The organism is Terribium retamae, assembly GCF_022347545.1.
GTDB lineage: Bacteria > Pseudomonadota > Alphaproteobacteria > Rhizobiales > Rhizobiaceae > Mesorhizobium > Mesorhizobium retamae.
Genome location: NZ_JAKREW010000002.1, coordinates 188877 through 207555, shown reverse-complemented (window position 1 = coordinate 207555; position 18679 = coordinate 188877). Strand labels below are relative to the sequence as shown.

Sequence of the window (18679 nt, the reverse complement as noted above, 5' to 3'; positions counted from 1 at the left end):
TCCAATTGACATGTTACTAACCGGTACGTACACATTCGGCAGCTGCAACGTACCGGTCAGTAACATGATAGTCCAGTCCCGTCCTTTTGGCCAGCGCTACGCCTTTGTCGTCGTTGCCGTCATCTTCCTCTCCTTGCTCATCGCCGCAGGCCTGCGTTCCGCGCCTTCGGTGATGATGCTGCCGTTGGAAAATGACTTCGGCTGGCGCCGCGACGTGGTGTCGCTGGCTGCTGCCATCGGTATTTTCCTCTATGGCATGACCGGTCCGTTCGCCGCCGCGCTCATGGAACGGATCGGCCTGCGCAAGACGGTGATCGGCTCATTGGTGGTGATGTCAGCTTCCACCGGCCTGTCTTTGTTCATGACGCAGTCCTGGCAGCTCATCGCCACCTGGGGCGTGTTTTCAGGTGTCGGTTCGGGCGCTGTGGCCACTGTGCTCGGCGCCACGATTGTCAACCGCTGGTTCAAGACCAATCGCGGTCTGATCATGGGCCTGATGTCGGCGTCGAGTGCCACCGGTCTCCTGATCTTCCTGCCATTCCTGGCATGGCTGGCGCAGTCGGGCGGCTGGAAGCCGGTGGCGCTGATCATTGCCGTCGCGACGGCAGCGTTGATACCGCTGGTCTGGTTGCTGGTGCCTGAGCGGCCAGCGTCGATCGGTCAGGTGCGTTTCGGTGCCGAACCGGGGGATGTGCCGCCGACGCCGCCCGCCGCGGCCGGCAATTTCATCTCGCATACGCTGAGCACGCTGCGCGATGCCGCCAAAACGCGGGTGTTCTGGTACCTTTTCGCTACCTTCTTCATCTGCGGCTTCACGACGAACGGCCTGGTCGGCACGCATCTGATTGCCTTCTGCGCTGATATGGGAATCAACGAGATCCAGGCAGCGGGCCTGCTTTCGCTGATGGGCATCTTCGACCTCATCGGCACGACCCTGTCGGGCTGGCTGACCGACCGCTTCGATCCGCGCAAGCTGCTCGGCGTCTACTACGCCATTCGTGGCCTGTCGCTGATCTACCTGCCTTATTCCGGTTTCTCTGCGACCGCATTGATCGTCTTCGCGATATTCTACGGCCTGGACTGGATTGCCACCGTGCCGCCGACATTGCGTCTGTCCAACGAGGCTTTTGGAGATGCCAAAGGGCCGCTGGTGTTTGGGTGGATCGTGGCCGGCCATCAGGTCGGTGCGGCTGCCGCTGCTTTCTTCGGTGGGGCGATGCGCGAATTCCAGGGCAGCTATGAGCTCGCCTTTGTCATCGCGGGCATGACCGGCATCATTGCCGCCTGCCTGTCGCTGCTGATCAACACCAACCGGCCGATGCTGGAGCCTAAGAGCCAGCCGGCCTGATCCCAGAGCGTTTCCGTTTTTCACGGAAACGCCCCTATCTTTCTAGGAATTACTCCCCGGCGGCGATCTGTGGACCGTCAAGAAAGTTTCACGTCTCCGAAACGTGGCTGAAACAATGGCCAAAGATCCTAGCGGCTCCTATTCGCCGCCAAGGAGCCAGCCATGAGCAAGCCGTCCAGCATGAGCCGCCGTGTCTTTCTTGCCTCGACAGGGGCGGCCAGTCTGATCGGCTTGTCCGGTCTGGCCATGCCTTTTTATTCGCGTGCGAACACGCGTCCGGCTTTCACGCATGGTGTCCAGTCAGGCGACATCGACGCGGTTTCCGGCATGATCTGGACGCGTGCCGACAGGCCGTCCCGCGTGCAGTTCGAGGTGGCGACCACGGAAAGCTTCGCCAATGCCGAACGCCTGGCACCACTTGATGCGCTGCCTGACAGCGACCATGCGGTGAAGCGCCTGCTCACCGAGCTGGCCTCCGACCAGGACATCTTTTACCGCATGACCCTCGCCGACCTGAATGATGTCAACGCTGTATCCGAGCCGATCGTCGGTCGCTTCCGCACGGCGCCGACCTCGCGTCGCTCGGTGCGCTTCGCCTGGTCGGGCGACACCGCCGGCCAGGGCTGGGGCATCGACGAGGTCGGCATGAAGACCTATGCGACGATCGCCAAGCACACGCCCGACTTCTTTCTGCATTCGGGCGATACGATCTATGCCGACGGCGCGATGAAGGACGAGGTCGACCTCAAGGACGGGAAGAAGTGGAAAAACGTCGTACTCATCGACGAGAAGCGCAAGGTTGCCGAGACGCTGGACGAATATCGCGGTCAGTGGAAATACAATCTGCTCGACAAGAACCTGCTCGCCATGAACGCGGCACTGCCCACCTTCTTCCAGTGGGACGACCACGAGGTGGTCAACAACTGGTCGAGCGCCAAGGATCTGACCGCGGATGACCGCTACAAGGAAAAATCGATCGCCGTGCTGGCGGCGCGTGCTGGTCGCGCCTTCCACGAGATGACGCCGATCCGTTTCACACCGGCCGAACCCGGCCGCGTCTACCGCAAGATCGCCTACGGGCCGCTGGTCGATGTCTTCTTCCTCGACATGCGCTCCTATCGCGGCGCCAACGGTCCGAACCTGCAGACAGAGCTCAATACAGACTCGCGCATGCTGGGCGAACAGCAGACCCGCTGGCTCAAGCGCGAACTCGCCAACTCCAAGGCGACCTGGAAGGTGATCGCTGCCGATATGCCGATCGGGCTCGTGGTGTGGGATGATGGCGCCAACAAGAAGGGTTCGGAAGCGGTCGCCAATGGCGACAACGGCCCGGCCAAGGGGCGCGAACTGGAGTTCGCCGACCTGCTACACTTCATCAAGAATGCCGGCATCACCAACACGGTCTGGCTGACGGCGGACGTGCATTACACCGCCGCCCACCACTACAGCCCGGATCGCGCCCGGTTCCAGGATTTCGAGCCGTTCTGGGAGTTCGTCTCCGGCCCGATCCATTCCGGTACCTTCGGCCCCAACGACCTCGATATGACCTTCGGACCTGAAGTGAGGTACATCAAGGCGCCAAGCGCCGAGCAGGGCCAGAACCTGCCGCCTTCGGCAGGCTTCCAGTTCTTCGGTCTCGTCGACATCGACGGCAATACCGAGCAGCTGACGGTCAGGCTGATGGACCGTGACGACAACGAACTCTACAAAACGACGCTCGACCCGGTGCGGGCGGCGTAGCCGGGGAGGTTAGTGCTCGAAGCAGGCGGCGGGCACGTTCGGCCAGGTTGCCTTCTCGCAACCGACATCGGCCTGGCGCTGCTTGAAGGCGGCACTTACCGGGCCGGTGACGATCGGGTCGACGCCGTCAGGAGCATCCGGAAACAGCTTCTCCGCCTGCGTCGTTACAACGGCCATGGGCTGGTCGGCAGGCGTTGCGGCCGACCAGGCGCCGCCCAGCGCAAGCAAGGCGGCGAGCGTGGCCGACAGCAAGATCATCACGAACCGGTTCAGACTGCGCATCATGGACGCCCGAATGCTCCACAGCGGAAAAGGTTCCGCGTTTGGTTAATGAAATTCTACGCTCCTGCCACTTAACAAAAGGTGACCAACCAACTGCCGCTACGCCGCCCCCTTTCGCAAATGCGAAAAACCCTGTATGAGCCGCGCAACTGAAAAAGGCGGCGTCTCGATTTGACTATCCGGGCGTGCTGCCCGAACAACCTCCGAGACCCAGCATGAACATCCGCAATATCGCGATCATCGCGCACGTCGACCATGGCAAGACCACGCTCGTCGACGCGCTCCTCAAACAATCCGGCTCGGTCCGCGAGAACCAGCGCGTCGCCGAACGCGTCATGGATTCCAACGATCTCGAAAAAGAGCGCGGCATCACCATCCTGGCCAAGGCCACCTCGGTGGAGTGGAAGGGCACGCGCATCAACATCGTCGACACGCCCGGCCACGCCGACTTCGGCGGCGAGGTCGAGCGCATCCTCAACATGGTCGATGGCGCCATCGTCCTGGTCGACGCCGCCGAGGGCCCGATGCCGCAGACTAAGTTCGTGGTCGGCAAAGCGCTGAAGGTCGGCCTGAAGCCGATCGTGGCGATCAACAAGATCGACCGTCCCGATGCCCGCCACCAGGAAGTCATCAACGAAGTGTTCGACTTGTTCGCGGCGCTCGACGCCACCGACGAACAGCTCGATTTCCCGATCCTCTATGGCTCGGGTCGCGACGGCTGGATGGCGGCCAATCCGGAAGGTCCGAAGGATCAGGAACTGGCGCCGCTGTTCGATCTCGTCCTGAAGCATGTCGAGGCGCCGAAGGTTGCCGAGGGTCCGTTCCGGATGATCGGCACGATCCTGGAAGCCAACCCGTTCCTCGGCCGTATCATCACCGGCCGTATCGAGGCCGGCTCGCTGAAGCCGAACCAGGCGGTCAAGGTGCTGCACCATGACGGGTCGCTGCTGGAAAACGGCCGCGTCACCAAGATCCTGGCATTCCGTGGCATCGAGCGCCAGCCGATCGAAGAGGCTCATGCCGGCGACATCGTCGCCATTGCCGGTCTTTCGAAAGGCACCGTCGCCGATACGTTCTGCGACCCGTCGATCAGCGCGCCGATGGCGGCGCAGCCGATCGATCCGCCGACCGTCACCATGTCCTTCATCGTCAACGATTCGCCGCTCGCCGGCACCGAGGGCGACAAGGTCACCAGCCGTGTCATCCGCGACCGCCTGCTGAAGGAAGCAGAGGGCAATGTCGCGCTGAAAATCGAGGAATCGGCCGACAAGGATTCGTTCTTCGTGTCGGGCCGTGGCGAATTGCAGCTCGCAGTGCTCATCGAGACGATGCGCCGCGAGGGCTTCGAGCTTGCCGTTTCGCGTCCGCGCGTCGTCATGCAGAAGGACGAAAACGGCCAGCTGCTCGAGCCGATCGAAGAAGTCGTCATCGACGTGGACGAGGAGCATGCCGGTGTCGTCGTTCAGAAGATGAGCGAGCGCAAGGCCGACATGGTCGAACTGAAGCCGTCGGGCGGCAACCGCCAGCGCCTGGTGTTCCATGCGCCGACGCGCGGCCTGATCGGCTATCAGTCCGAACTTTTGACCGATACGCGCGGTACGGCGGTGATGAACCGGCTGTTCCATTCCTACCAGCCCTACAAGGGCGAACTGCCCGGCCGCACCAACGGCGTGCTCATCTCCAACGAGCAGGGCGAAGCGGTCGCCTATGCGCTGTGGAATCTCGAGGACCGGGGCCCGATGGTCATCGATGCCGGCGTCAAGGTCTATCAGGGCATGATCATCGGCATCCACTCAAGGGACAACGACCTCGAAGTGAACGTGCTGAAGGGCAAGAAACTCACCAACATCCGCGCTGCCGGCAAGGACGAAGCGGTCAAGCTCACGCCGCCCATCCGCATGACGCTGGAGCGCGCGCTGGCCTGGATCCAGGACGACGAACTGGTCGAAGTGACGCCGAAGTCGATCCGCCTGCGCAAGCTCTACCTCGATCCGAACGAGCGCAAGCGCTTCGAAAAGGCGAAGGTCAGCGCGGCCTGATTTGTTTGAAAGGGCGGGATTTCCCGCCCTTTTTGCTTGATCGGCCCTTTATCGGCACGCGTTGCGCAGGATCATGTTTGCTTCGCCCACGGCAAGGTCGAATTCCACCCGGCAACCGTCCCGGACCGGTCGATTGAGGGCGGCGGCCGTGACGATGTGACCTGCATCCCTCATCGCGCCGATCCGGGCGCGAGGCAGGCCTAGTTCCGATGAGAGCAGGCGGTCGAGTCGGATCGCGATTGGAACCGGCGTGGCAATGAGGATTTCCAGCCGTTCAGGGGCGTCCGGCCTGTCGGCAAGCGCTTCCTTGTGTGCAACGTTTCCGGCGAACTCCTCGACTCTATGTGCGGCTCGGCGCAAGGCTGCGACATCGAATGCGAAGCGGCCGACGAGCGCTGGATCATTGGCCTCGAGAGCCGATAACAGGTTCGGATCGAGATCGCGCCCATGACGCCGCTCGAACAGCGTGTGGTTCCAGGTGTCGTCGCACGTGGTGCACTTGTAGACGAGCCAGGCATCGAGCCGCCTGCCATTGGCGTTGAGGCGAAACTTGTCGCTGCATTCGAAGGCGCGCTGCGTCCCACAGCGCGGACAGGTTCGCCAAGGGCGGGGAAAACGATTTGCAGTAAGAGTCCATCGGACGCTGAGCGTGCACGACATGCCGGTTGGTCCTTCCCGTCGGGAAGTCCGTCAAGCGGCGATAAACGAGGTGCCTCTTATGGAGGCGCGGAATGGCGTTCGTGTGGGGATCAGGCAACCTGCCTCAGCGCATGACCCGAAATCGGTTCCGATTTTTGGAGATCATACGCCAAATCAAGGCGTAGTCCGGCGCAAGGGCGCTGGCCAAACCGGTCTCGAACCACCACAAGAACGAACGCAATTATAGAAAGCGGCAACGCTTTCACGCTGCCATGCGAGTTCTGGGAGAGCTGACGAGACCGGCGGTTACGATGGCAAAGTCGGGAGCCTAGGGCTGATGAAGATGTGGCGTTCTAGCGAGCGGCATCGATGAGATCAAGCTGTGCCTCCCAATCCTTCCGGCGTGCCGAAGCGAAACAATGGAATCTGACGCTCATGATTGCATCGAACCTCATTCGGCCTATGCTTCGACGTCTGCCCGATGGAGTGCGCCATGACGTTTACGTCTCTTCTCATTTTCGCCGGTGCGCTGTTCGTTGCCGCCGGCTCCCCCGGTCCTTCGATCGCAGCGCTGGTGGCGCGAGTGATTTCAAAGGGATTCCGCGACGTGATGCCGTTTCTGCTCGCCATGTGGATTGGAGAAGCGATCTGGCTGTCCTTTGCCGTGTTCGGACTGGCGGTGGTGGCGCAGACCTTCCATCTCGCCTTCGTCGTTATCAAATGGCTGGGCGTTGCCTATCTCGCTTACCTCGCCTGGAAGATGTGGACGGCGCCGGTCGAGACAGCCGAGGGCTCGCTGCCGAAAGACGATTCGCCGGTGAAGCTTTTCCTTGCCGGCATGGCGGTGACGCTCGGCAACCCCAAGATCATGATGTTCTATCTGGCGCTGCTGCCGACCATCATCGATCTCGCCTCGGTCTCCGTGCTTGGCTGGGTGGAATTGACGGCGACAATGGCAATTGTGCTGATCACCATCGACTTCGCCTGGATCCTGGCGGCTGCACAGGCACGCAAGCTTCTGAGAAGCCCGCGGGCCATGCGTATCGCCAATCGCATCTCTGCCGGTACCATGGCGGGTGCGGCTGCTGCGATTGCGACGCGAAGCTGAGCTCCCGCTCGAGGGGAGGAGGCACGCTACCTTGCCATTGCGTGGTATTCGGCGTTGGGCCGCATGTCGACGGCGGCGGCGACGCGGTTCGACATGTTGAAGAAAGCGGCGGTCGAGGCGATATCCCAGATGTCGCGATCGGTGAAACCAACCTTGCGCAGTGCCTCCCGATCGCCGTCGACCATCTTTGCGGGCTGCTCGGTCAGCTTCACCGCGAATTCCAGCATGGCGCGCTGCTTTTCCGTAAGGTCGGCGGCACGGAAGTTCATCACCATCATCTCGCCGAATGCCGGATCGCCGGAAAGCTGGCGCACCGCTGCGCCATGCGCGGTCAGGCAGTAATAACAATGGTTGATGGAGGAGACGACGACGGCGATCATCTCGCGTTCGAGCTTGGAAAGCCCGGAATCGCCCAGCATCAGGTCGTTATACGTGTCGGTGAAGGCACGCAGCTTCTTCTCGTCGAAAGCGTAAGCCTGGAGCACATTGGGCACGAGGCCGAGTTTCTCCTCGCATTTGGCGAAGTAGACCTTGGTGGCGTCGCTCAATTCCGCCTGGGGCAAGTCCAGTGCGGTGATTTTCTCGCTCATCGCGGTCTCCTTTCGCCGGCGCCTGCAAATTTCTTATGCAGGCAGCATTTTTCTTAGGCAGCCGTCAAACCTTTGTCGCCAAAAGGCGATCATCTGCTACGATAGTCGTAATACAGCCTATGGCGGAGGAAAATCGCATCATGGCCAGCCTGAAGTCCGCAACCAAGCCAAAGAAACCAATGGTGAAGGGAGGCGGGGGAAAGGAAGGTCAAAAGCCCACACGGCTTGCGGATTACCTGCTTGCAAGGGCTCCGTCCGAAGATGTTGCGGCCTACGACGTGGCCGATCTCGCCCGCGCTGCCGAACTGGCGGAGAATGCGGTTACCCGACACAAAAAAGGCGAAAGCATCGTTTCCATAGAGACGGCATCGGGCGTGTCGCGCCAAGGGCGGCCGGTGACGGTAATCACCGTCGTCAACGACAACATGCCTTTCCTGTTCGATTCGATCCTTGGCGAGATCACGGAGGCGGCCGGAGAGCCGAGCCTGGTAACCCACCCCGTCATCGCCGTCAGGCATTCGAAGACCGGTGTGGCCGAAATCGTCGGCGATGGCGGCCTGGTCAAGGAAGATGCCGGGCTCGACAAGGTCAGCGTGGTGCATGTCCATATCGGCCGGCTTTCGGAGGAGGCCGCAGCAACGCTGACTGCGCGGCTGACCAAGACGCTGACGCAGGTGCGCGCTGCCGTCACAGACTGGAAGCCGATGCTGGCGCGGCTCGATCAGGCGATTTCAGAGTTCCGCTACGCGCCAGTGCCATTGGACAAGAAACATGTAGCGGAAGGCATCGCCTTCCTCGAGTGGTTGCGCGACGACAATTTTACCTTCCTCGGCATGCGCGAGTTCAAATATTCTGGCGGCGAGAAAAGCGGCAGCCTGGAGCGTGCCGACAAGCCGGGACTTGGCATCCTTGCCGATCCGGATGTGCTGGTGCTTCGGCGTGGCACGGAAGCGGTTACGACGACGCCTGAGATTCGCGCTTTCCTGCATGGGCCGGAGCCGTTGATCGTCACCAAGGCCAACGCCAAGTCGGTTGTGCACCGGCGCATCTATCTCGACTATATCGGCGTCAAGACCTACGACAAGAACGGCAAGCTGGCAGGCGAGCTGCGCATCGTCGGTCTGTTCACCTCGACTGCCTACACGCGGTCGGTGATGAAGATCCCCTATCTGCGGTCCAAGGCCGAAACGGTGATCGCCAAGTCCGGCTTCAATCCGGACGACCATTCCGGCAAGGCGCTGATCAACGTGCTGGAAAGCTATCCGCGCGATGAGCTTTTCCAGGTGCCGATACCCACCTTGCGCAAACATGCCGAGGCCATTCTAGGCCTGATCGAGCGTCCGCGTGTGCGTGCATTGGTGCGCGCCGACCAGTTCGACCGGTTTGTCTCGATCCTCGTCTTCGTGCCGCGCGATCGTTACGACAGCGTCGTGCGCGAGAAGATGGGCATCTATCTGAAAACTGTTTTCGACGGTCGTTTGTCGGCTTACTATCCGGCGTTTCCCGAGGGCGGCCTGGCCCGCGTACACTTCATCATTGGCCGGTCCGGCGGCAAGACGCCCAAGGTCGAGCAGGAGACGATCGAAGCCGCGATCCGCGATATCGTGCGCACCTGGGAAGATGCGCTAGCAGAGGCAGCCGAGGCCGGCGGCAACGATCCGGCACTGAAGGCGATTGCCGCGCGTTTCCCCGAAAGCTATCGCGACTCCTTCTCGTCGGCGGTCGCGCTGGTCGATGCAGAGCGTATCGCAAAGCTATCGGCGGAGAATCCGATCGATATCGACTACTATCGCGATGCCGGCCAGACGCCGGAGCAGGCTTCGTTGAAGATCTATCATCACGGCAGCCCGGTGGCATTGTCGCGGCGTGTGCCGCTTTTGGAGAACACCGGGTTCCGGGTGATCAGCGAACGCACCTTCGAGATCGACAAGGACGATGGCAGCAGCGTCTTCATCCATGACATGGAGCTGGAGAATGCCTACGGCCAGCCGATCGATCTCGCCGATGAGGGTACACTGTTCGAGGAGGTGTTCCTGGCGGTGTGGCGTGGCGATGTCGACAATGACGGCTATAACAGCCTTGCCCAGACCGCCGGCTTGAACGCCACCGAGATCCTGGTGCTGCGCGCTTATGGCCGCTACCTGCAGCAGGCCGGCATTCCGCAGAGCCAGGATTTCATAGCGGCGACGCTGAACCGTTATCCCGATATAGCGCGGGGCCTCTATGCGCTCTTCGTTGCCCGGAATGGGCCGGATCCGGCAGGCGAAGGTGTGACAACCGCCAAGCATCTCAAGGCGAAGATCAAGGATGCGCTGGAAGACGTCCCCAGTATCGACGACGACACCATTATCCGCCGTTATCTCAATCTGATCGAAGCGACGCTTCGAACCAACCATTTCGTCGATGGCAAGAAGGAGCGCGGTCAGTCGCTGGCGATCAAACTCGATTCACGTGCCGTCGACGGGCTGCCGGAACCGCGGCCATGGCGCGAGATCTTCGTGTATGGCTCAGAGGTGGAGGGCGTTCACCTGCGTTTCGGCGCGGTCGCACGCGGCGGTCTGCGCTGGTCGGATCGTGCCCAGGACTACCGCACCGAAGTGCTGGGATTGGTGAAGGCGCAGCAGGTGAAGAACGCTGTCATCGTTCCGGTGGGCGCCAAGGGCGGTTTCTATCCGAAGCGGCTGCCGCCGGCTAATCAGCGCGACCTGTGGTTCGAGGCGGGTCGCCAAGCCTACATCAATTTCGTTTCCAGCCTGCTGTCGATCACCGACAACATCGGTATCGATCATGTCGTGCCGCCGGCCGGTGTGGTGCGCCATGACGCCGACGATCCTTATTTCGTGGTCGCGGCCGACAAGGGCACGGCGACCTTTTCCGACACCGCCAATACGATTTCGGAGAAACACGGCTTCTGGCTGGACGACGCCTTCGCCTCGGGTGGTTCGGCAGGTTACGACCACAAGAAGATGGGCATTACCGCCAAGGGTGCCTGGGAAGCGGTGAAGCGGCATTTCCGCGAAATGAACCGCGACATCCAGACCTCATCCTTCACCGTAGTCGGTGTCGGCGACATGTCGGGCGACGTGTTCGGCAACGGAATGCTGTTGTCGGAACATACGAAGCTGATCGCCGCCTTCGACCATCGCGACATCTTCATCGATCCCGAACCGGACGTGGCGGCCTCCTTCGCCGAACGCAAGCGCATGTTCGACCTGCCGCGTTCGAGCTGGCAGGACTACGACAAGTCGAAGCTGTCGAAAGGTGGCGTCATCGTCTCGCGCAGCCAGAAGTCGATCACTTTGCCCGTGGAAGCTGCGGCCGCGATCGGTCTTGCAAAGACGACCGCGACACCGGCCGAGATCATGACCGCCATCCTCAGGGCTCCGGTCGATCTTCTGTGGTTCGGCGGCATCGGCACCTATGTGAAGGCGGTCTCGGAGACGAATCAGGACGTCGGTGACCGTGCCAATGATCCGATCCGCGTCAACGCGATGGATGTACGCGCCAAGGTGATCGGCGAGGGCGCCAATCTCGGCGTCACCCAGCGCGGCCGCATCGAGTTTGGCCTTGCCGGCGGGCGCAACAATTCTGATGCCATCGACAATTCCGGCGGCGTCAACTGCTCCGACGTCGAGGTCAACATCAAGATCGCGCTGGCATCGGCCATGCGGAAGGGCTCGCTGGCACGGCCGGCACGCAACAAGCTGTTGGCCGAGATGACCGATGAGGTCGGCAATCTCGTGCTCTCCAACAATTACGAGCAGACGCTGGCGCTGTCGCTCGCCCGCAAACGCGGGCTGGCCGACATCGCGCATCAGGGCCGCTTCATGGCTGCGCTCGAAGCGCGTGGCCTGCTCGACCGCGCTGTCGAGACGCTGCCTTCTCCGGCGGCTCTGGCGGACCGGGAGGCGCGCGGCGAGCCGTTAACCCGGGCGGAGCTCGGCGTGCTGCTCGCTTATGCGAAGATCGTGCTGTTCTCCGACATCGTTGCTTCGGATGTACCTGACGACGCGCATTTCAACACCGACCTGATCGGCTATTTCCCCGAACGGATGGTCAAGAAGTTCAATGAGGAGATCCACGGTCACCGGCTGCGGCGCGAGATCATCGCGCGTGTCGTTGCCAACGATATGGTCAATCGGGGCGGACCTTCCTTCACCAACCGGCTGATGGAAGCGACCGGTCGCAGTGCCGCCGACGTGGTGCGTACCTTTGCGGTGATCCGTGACGGTTTCGGCCTGCCGGCGCTTTACAAGGAAATCAACGCGCTGGATAACAAGATCGACGGTCAGGTGCAGATCGACCTCTACCAGATCGTAAGCCGGCTTATATTCGTGACGGCGGGCTGGTATCTGAAGAACGATACGGGCACAGCGCCGCTCGGCCAGCGTATTGCCGACCTGCAGGAGGCCCGTAAGGCCCTTGAGCCAAAACTGGTGTCGCTGCTGTCGGATTTCTCCCGCGAGCGGCTGGAGCAAAAGCGGCATAGCCTGTTCAAGGACGGTACGCCGGAAAAGTTGGCGGAACGTCTGGCACTGGCGGATGTTGCGGAACTGGTCCCGGATATCGCGCTGGCATCCCGCCTTGCCGGTGCGGACATCGTCGTGGCGGCCAAAGCCTTCTTCGCGGTGAGCGAGGCCTTCCGCATTCCACGCATCGAAGAAGCCGCGCGGTCGGTGACGCCGCCTGACTATTATGACCAGTTGGCCCTGTCCCGCGCCGCCGACACGATCGGCGCAGCGCGGCGCGGCATTGCGGTTGCGGCACTCACGCAGCACGGCAAGGCGGCCGATCCGGTTGCGGCCTGGCTGGAGGCCGGCGGCGAACGCATAGCCCGTGTGCGCGAACGACTGCAGGCCCTGACGGAAGGTGGCGACATCACCGTGTCGCGGTTGTCCGTCGCATCGGGGCTGATGAGCGATCTGATCGGGGCATAAGGCCTCCGATCCTTTCCTCTGGAGCGTTTCTCCATTTCATGGAAACTGGAGAAACGCTCTATCTCCTTGCTTTACGTAATTCCGGGCGGAAAACCGCAGCACACTTTTCCTGGAATTGCTCTAAGCTGCCAGTCGTGTCCGCGAGAGCCCGTCGCGGATGTGGCGGGCCAGTTCGATGGTCGCGGGCGCCGCATCGCGCTTCGGCAGGTGTAGGTTGATCGCGAAGGACGGCAAAGGCGGCAGGCCGGCTTCCGCGGGCAGAATGTCGAGATGTGGCGGCACGGTGAATGCAAGCCAGGCCGTCACGGCAAGATCCGTCGTTACGGTGGCTGTCGTGGCATCGATGCTACCGCTCTCGAATACGGTGCGCCATTCTCGGCCGTGATCGTTCAGGGCTGCGAGGACAGCGGGTCTGAACGCACAGGTTTCGGCCACCATCGAAACCGGCAAAGGCGTTTTCAGATGTGCGACACCACCCTTGGCGCCGACCCAGACAAGGCGGTCGACGGCGAGGCATTCACCTTCGGAGGCGCCGAGCTGCGTCTCGACCAAAGCCAGATCGATCTCGCCTCTTGCCAGCGCATGCATGAGATCAGGTGAGGCGGCACAAAGCAGGGAAATCTCAACCTGCGGAAAGGCGTCCGCGAAGCCCTTCAGGACCGGCGCGATGAGGGGACCTGCAAGGTCGAAGGGCACACCGAGCCGAACGGGCCCTTCGACACGATGTGTGGTCATGTCAGCCCAGATCTCGTCGTTGAGGCCGAGCAGTTGCCTCGCCTTCCCTTGCAGCCGCTCGCCAGCGCTCGTGAGCTTGAGGCCTCGTCGGTCGCGCAAGAAGAGATCATGACCGAAAGCCTGTTCAAGGCGTGCGATCTGCTGGCTGACGGCGCTTTGCGTGAGGTGCAGCGCATTGCCGGCAGCCGTCATATTGCCGCGCTCGGCGACAGCGAGAAAGGTTCGGATCAAAGCGAGGTCGAGATTGCGGGCCATGTTGGCATTATGAGTACTAATGCAGCTCATAATCAACATGCGTTTCTCTAATGGCCGGAGAGCGGATAGGTAAGGAGACCATCGCTTCCGTCCGGAGAAGAAACGCATGTCGCCCGAAACCGTCCTGCCGCTGGTCGTCTTTGCGCTGGCCTCGTCCGTCACGCCCGGCGGAGCGACCACGATGGCCACGGCTTCGGGTGCCCATTTCGGCTTTCGTCGCTCGATTCCGTTGATGGCCGGCATTGCCGCCGGGCTGGCCAGCATGGCCGCGGCCGCAGCAGCCGGATTGGCCGGAGTGCTGGAAGCGATGCCTTCGCTGCAGCTTGTCCTGAAAACGGTCGGCTCAGCCTATTTGTTGTGGCTTGCCTGGAAGGTCGGTCGTTCAGGACAGCCCCGTCTCGATGCCGATCTGGTGCGGCCGACCAGTTTCACAGCCGGAGTCTGGCTGCTGTGGCTCAATCCCAAAGCCTGGGCAATGACGCTGGGAGCGTCTGCCTCCTTCGCCACCTTGGCCAGCGGCCCGGCGCGGCTCAGCATCTTGCTGGCGCTCGCCTTCGGTTTTGCCGCGACGGCCTCGGTGTCGATCTGGTGCACAGCCGGCACGCTCATGGCGCGACTGATACGGACCGAAGCACAATGGCGCTGGGTCAATATGGGACTGGGCATTTTGCTCGCGCTCTCGATCCTCCCGGTGTGGTTGTGATGCGGGCATCAAACAAACAGAGCAGCCGGGAAATCGGCTTTATCGGCCTCGGCGTGATGGGGCAGCCGATGGCGTTAAACATGGCTCGAGCGGGAACACCGCTCCTGGTGTGGAACCGCTCAGCTGAACGAAGTGAGCCTCTGCGCGCCGTTGGCGCGAGCGTGGCGACAAGCCCCGGCGAGGTCTTTGCCAAGACAACGATCGTCATCCTGATGCTGGCCACCGAGCAGGCGATCGATGCGGTGCTTGCCCGCGCTAAAATGGATTTCGCCGATCACGTGGCCGGCCACATCATCGTGCATATGGGCACGACTTCGGCAGATTATTCGCGTGGTCTGGAGGCGGATATCCGGGCCGCCGGTGGCCATTATGTCGAGGCACCGGTTTCCGGCTCCCGCAAGCCAGCGGAAGCGGGGCAATTGGTGGCAATGCTGGCCGGGGAGGCACAGCTCATGCAAGTGGTCCAGCCGCTGCTCCTGCCGATGTGCCGCGATACGGTTGCGTGCGGCGCGGTGCCCAACGCCCTTCTGATGAAACTCGCGGTCAACATATTCCTGATCACCATGGTGACGGGCCTGGCCGAGTCCGTCCATTTCGCGGAGCGGCATGGGCTGGACCTTGCCCGGCTCACGGCGGTGCTGGACGCAGGCCCGATGGCGAGCGATGTCTCGCGCATCAAGGCGGCAAAACTCGTTGCCGGTGATTTTTCCGTCCAGGCCGCAATCACCGATGTCTTCAAGAACAACCGGCTTATCGCGGAGGCCGCGCGAGCAGCGCAGGTCGCGTCGCCGCTGCTCGACGTCTGTCATGCGCTCTACGGCGAGACCGAGGCGCTTGGGCTCGGTCAATCCGACATGGCTGCCGTCATCCGCGCGATCGAGGAGCGTACCGCGGCGGTGCGGGCTACTTGACGGGCACCCAGATCTCGAAGCCGCCCGCACCCGTCACAGGATCGAAATCCTCGCTATAGCGCTCGATCAGATCGGGCATATCGCCCGGTGTCAGTCCGGCTTCTGGCAAGGCGCGGGAGAAGATGGCGTGGATGGTGGCTGAAATGGTGGTGATGTGATCGTCCTGGCGGAAGGCGGCCCAGCGCTGGACCGGCAGCCGGATGCCAGTCAAGCCACCATCCAGATCGGTCAAGTCCCGCACCTCGACGCCAGCGAGATAAAAATAGGTGTCGGCTGCGCCGACTCCCGTCACGAGACCGTAGGCTGCGGAGTTCTTCCGGCCAGGCATCGCACCGAGATATGGCGTGAATTGCTGCCAGAGAGCCGGAATGCCGGCGAAATCCTCGCAGGAAAAACGGCGGCCAAGGCCTGCGATCAGCAGTGGCCCTGGTGTTTCGATGCGAGGGGGCGGCAGTCGCACATCGACTTTCGGGTCCTCGCGCAGCGGCTCGACCAGCGCGATGTCGTCAAGACTGCCGCGGCTGCGCAATTCAGTCGGTGTGAGCCCAAACTGGTCGCGGAAGGCACGCGAGAACGCCTCATGGGACCCGTAGCCGGCCTCGATGGCGACGGCGAGGATGTCGGGAGAACCCGCGGCCAGCGCGCGAGCGGCCTCGGTCAGCCGTCGCCCGCGCATATAGCCGGTCACGGAATTTCCGGTGGCATAGGAAAACAACCGCGACATCTGGAACCGTGAGAGGTCGCAGACTTTCGCGACATCGTCGAGCGTGATGTTGCCGGCGAAGTGGCTTTCGATGAACCAGATGGCCTTTTCGACCGGTGTCTGCATGATCCGCCTTTCAGGCCTGGAAGACGTCCTCCTGACGCTGGCGCAAGGCGTTGAAGACCGAATGCGGCAGGGTCAGTTTGGTATCATTGGCGAAACGCCGGCGCATGGCATCAAAATTCGAATCCGGATCGGCTGTCAGGACCGCAATGGTATCGAAGAGGGCAATTTCATCCGCTGAAAGCTCGGCATCGACGGCCGGCTGGGCGCCCCATACATCCCAGGGCAGGATTTCGCACCCGTTCAGGGTGGCGAGATCGCGGGCGAGACTGCCGGCGACAAACCACAAGCCGCGCATCTGTGAGAACTCGATGCCGAAAAGTTGCGGATCCAGATCTCCGTCGCGGCACTTGCGCCAAGCGTCAGGGGACGGGATGAACTGATCTTGAGGCACATCGAGAGGATCGAGGCGGATCGACAGGTTGCGCGCAAAGACGGCATCAATCTGGCTGTCGAGAAGGGCCCAGCGGCCTTCACCCGCTTTCCAATACTCGCAGACCCAGTGGTCTTCATACTTCCCAGGGTTGAAATAGGCGCCGAAACCGCCCCTGCCGCGCGCGGGAATGCCGTGGTGGCGGAAGATGGCGACAGCGAGCAGCATGAAATGCCGGCAGATGCCGACAAGGCGGTGTTCCGGCGATCGGGCGATCGAGAGCGGGCGGTTGTCGAGCTGCAGCAAGGTGTCGATGATTTTTTCGACCGGACGGATATGGCTTTCAGTGCGACGTTCATCGTCGACCGGGCAGCCATAGAAGGGTTCAGCAACGTGTTCATAGATGAGCAGGCCCTGAACCGCCCTGGCAATACCTGCCGGATCGGAAGGCAAAGCATCGAACAAGGCTGCATGGCGGCCAGGTGAGCTGAACGCGGATTGCCGGGTATAATAGTCGAGAACGGCTTCGGACGTCGGATTGGTCGAGCGTGAGGCCATGAAAGCGGCGATCATGATCGTCTCCTGGGGTTGAGTGACTACCCCAGTGTTCTGCCGCAGGATTTTCGGCTTCGCTTGATCGTGTTTGCAGATCCATCACCGCCGCGCTCGTGCAAGGTCATGAGGCTGAGCGGGTATCGGGTCTTTGCAGTGCCTCTAAAAACGTGCAGACATGGGCCACCGCGAACGGGACGAAAGCGGTGGAGGACAGATGAGCGACGTGACCATGCAGCGCGCTTCCGGGCGCGGCATCTGGGGCTGGATGTTCTTCGACTGGGCGGCACAGCCTTTCTTTACAGTCGTCACGACCTTCATCTTCGGTCCCTATTTCGTCTCGCGACTTTCGGCGGATCCCGCCATGGGCCAGGCGGTGTGGGGCTATGGGCTGGCAGCGGCGGGCCTGGTGATCGCGGTGCTTTCGCCGATCCTCGGCTCGATCGCCGACCAGACGGGCCCACGGAAGCCGTGGATCGCCTTCTTCGCGACAATCAAGATCGTCAGCCTGTCGCTGCTATGGTTCGCGGCACCGGGCTCGAACCTGTTCCTAGTCGTGCTCTTCTTCTCGCTGGCGTCGGTGGCAGCGGAATTTTCGACCGTCTTCAACGACTCGATGATGCCGCGCTTGGTGCCGAAGGCCGAGATCGGCAAGATCTCCAACATCGCCTGGGGGCTCGGTTATCTCGGCGGCATGGTGGCGCTGGTATTCGTCGTGACGATGCTGGCGGGCTCGCCGGAAACGGGCAAGACCATCGCCGGGCTTGATCCTCTGTTCGGTCTTGATCCCAAACTCGGTGAGGATGCGCGCGCCACCGGGCCGCTGTCGGCATTGTGGTATCTTGTCTTCATCCTGCCGATGTTCCTCTTCACGCCGGATGCGGTGAAAGGAATGCCGGTCGGGCCGGCGGTGCGGCAAGGCCTGAGCGAATTGAAGTCGACGCTGGCGGAAGTGCGCAAGCGCGTCGGCATTTTCCGCTTTCTGGTGGCTCGCATGATCTACCAGGATGGCGTCAACGCGCTGCTCTCTCTTGGTGGCGCCTTCGCTGCGGCGATGTTCGGCTGGTCGATCACCGAGATCGGCATGTTTGGCATCATCCTCAATGTCGTCGCCATCCTTGGCTGCCTGGTTGCCGCGCGGCTCGACACGGCGCTCGGCTCCAAGGTGGTCGTGATGATCGCGCTGGTGCTGCTTTTCATCGCCACCGTCGGCATCATCTCGACGGGACCGGGGTATACGCTGTTCGGCTGGCTGCAAATGCCGGGAGTTGATACGGGCGGCTTGTTCGGTACGCCGGCCGAGAAGGCTTACATCCTCTACGGTCTGCTGATCGGTCTGGCGTTCGGGCCGGTGCAGGCTTCATCCCGCTCCTATATGGCGCGCAGCGTGACGGCAGAGGAAGCCGGTCGTTATTTCGGCATCTACGCGTTGGCCGGTCGTGCGACCAGCTTCCTGGCACCATTCCTCATCGCCACGGTGACCGCGCTCAGTGCTTCGCCCCGTCTCGGCATGGCGGTGATCATCCTGTTCCTGCTTGGCGGCATGGCGATCCTGGCCGGAACGCCCTATCCGGCCGACAAGACAAAGCAGCGAACCGGCCTTCCATCCGCCGCTTCGTGACGCCTTCTCCCAGTCTCATG

At 62.0% G+C, this 18679-nt stretch carries 14 protein-coding genes; 8 read left to right on the top strand and 6 right to left on the bottom strand.

What is annotated here, in order from left to right; all coding sequences use genetic code 11:
• Nucleotides 1–64 precede the first annotated feature (64 nt).
• Nucleotides 65–1348, top strand: a complete 1284-nt coding sequence (locus L4923_RS04435) for an MFS transporter (RefSeq protein WP_239362340.1) — start codon at nt 65–67, stop codon at nt 1346–1348.
• Nucleotides 1349–1510: 162 nt separating this feature from the next.
• Nucleotides 1511–3088 (top strand): alkaline phosphatase D family protein, encoded by a 1578-nt coding sequence (locus L4923_RS04430; protein WP_239362339.1) that lies wholly within the window; start codon nt 1511–1513, stop codon nt 3086–3088.
• Nucleotides 3089–3097: 9 nt separating this feature from the next.
• Here the strand turns inward: L4923_RS04430 and L4923_RS04425 are convergent, their stop codons facing one another.
• A complete protein-coding gene (locus L4923_RS04425; RefSeq protein ID WP_239362338.1) occupies nt 3098–3373 on the bottom strand; it encodes a hypothetical protein in 276 nt (91 codons plus the stop codon).
• Nucleotides 3374–3585: 212 nt separating this feature from the next.
• Here L4923_RS04425 and typA point away from each other — a divergent pair, with 212 nt between their 5' ends.
• The gene (gene typA, locus L4923_RS04420) at nt 3586–5409 is read left to right on the top strand and encodes a translational GTPase TypA (protein WP_239362337.1); all 1824 of its coding nucleotides are present in this window, start codon (nt 3586–3588) and stop codon (nt 5407–5409) included.
• Between the two features lie 48 nt (nt 5410–5457).
• Here the strand turns inward: typA and L4923_RS04415 are convergent, their stop codons facing one another.
• Nucleotides 5458–6069 (bottom strand): DUF1062 domain-containing protein, encoded by a 612-nt coding sequence (locus tag L4923_RS04415; RefSeq protein WP_239362336.1) that lies wholly within the window; start codon nt 6067–6069, stop codon nt 5458–5460.
• Between the two features lie 472 nt (nt 6070–6541).
• Between L4923_RS04415 and L4923_RS04410 the strand changes: the two genes are divergently transcribed.
• Nucleotides 6542–7156, top strand: a complete 615-nt coding sequence (locus L4923_RS04410) for a LysE family translocator (protein ID WP_239362335.1) — start codon at nt 6542–6544, stop codon at nt 7154–7156.
• 26 nt (nt 7157–7182) lie between these two features.
• On the opposite strand, the gene L4923_RS04405 is transcribed toward L4923_RS04410, so the two are convergent.
• On the bottom strand, nt 7183–7746 hold the full coding sequence (locus L4923_RS04405; RefSeq protein ID WP_239362334.1) for a peroxidase-related enzyme: 564 nt from the start codon (nt 7744–7746) through the stop codon (nt 7183–7185).
• Nucleotides 7747–7886: 140 nt separating this feature from the next.
• On the opposite strand from L4923_RS04405, the gene L4923_RS04400 reads away from it, so the two are divergent.
• On the top strand, nt 7887–12683 hold the full coding sequence (locus tag L4923_RS04400; RefSeq protein WP_239362333.1) for an NAD-glutamate dehydrogenase: 4797 nt from the start codon (nt 7887–7889) through the stop codon (nt 12681–12683).
• Between the two features lie 120 nt (nt 12684–12803).
• Here the strand turns inward: L4923_RS04400 and L4923_RS04395 are convergent, their stop codons facing one another.
• Nucleotides 12804–13673 carry a LysR family transcriptional regulator gene (locus L4923_RS04395; RefSeq protein ID WP_239362480.1) on the bottom strand — a complete coding sequence of 290 codons (870 nt, stop codon included), beginning with the start codon at nt 13671–13673 and terminating at the stop codon, nt 12804–12806.
• A gap of 106 nt (nt 13674–13779) precedes the next feature.
• Between L4923_RS04395 and L4923_RS04390 the strand changes: the two genes are divergently transcribed.
• Both L4923_RS04390 and L4923_RS04385 read left to right on the top strand, forming a co-directional pair.
• Nucleotides 13780–14376 (top strand): LysE family translocator, encoded by a 597-nt coding sequence (locus L4923_RS04390; RefSeq protein ID WP_239362332.1) that lies wholly within the window; start codon nt 13780–13782, stop codon nt 14374–14376.
• Nucleotides 14376–15287 (top strand): NAD(P)-dependent oxidoreductase, encoded by a 912-nt coding sequence (locus L4923_RS04385; protein WP_239362330.1) that lies wholly within the window; start codon nt 14376–14378, stop codon nt 15285–15287. The genes L4923_RS04390 and L4923_RS04385 overlap by 1 nt, the downstream gene beginning before the upstream one ends.
• On the opposite strand, the gene L4923_RS04380 is transcribed toward L4923_RS04385, so the two are convergent.
• Both L4923_RS04380 and L4923_RS04375 read right to left on the bottom strand, forming a co-directional pair.
• Nucleotides 15280–16116: an AraC family transcriptional regulator gene (locus tag L4923_RS04380; protein ID WP_239362329.1), complete on the bottom strand. Its 837-nt coding sequence runs from the start codon at nt 16114–16116 to the stop codon at nt 15280–15282. The two genes, L4923_RS04385 and L4923_RS04380, sit on opposite strands and share 8 nt — an antisense overlap.
• A gap of 10 nt (nt 16117–16126) precedes the next feature.
• Nucleotides 16127–17059, bottom strand: coding sequence for a transglutaminase-like domain-containing protein (locus L4923_RS04375; RefSeq protein WP_239362328.1), 933 nt, complete (start codon nt 17057–17059; stop codon nt 16127–16129).
• A 196-nt stretch (nt 17060–17255) separates the two neighbouring features.
• On the opposite strand from L4923_RS04375, the gene L4923_RS04370 reads away from it, so the two are divergent.
• Nucleotides 17256–18659: an MFS transporter gene (locus tag L4923_RS04370; RefSeq protein ID WP_239362327.1), complete on the top strand. Its 1404-nt coding sequence runs from the start codon at nt 17256–17258 to the stop codon at nt 18657–18659.
• The last annotated feature ends 20 nt before the right edge of the window (nt 18660–18679 follow it).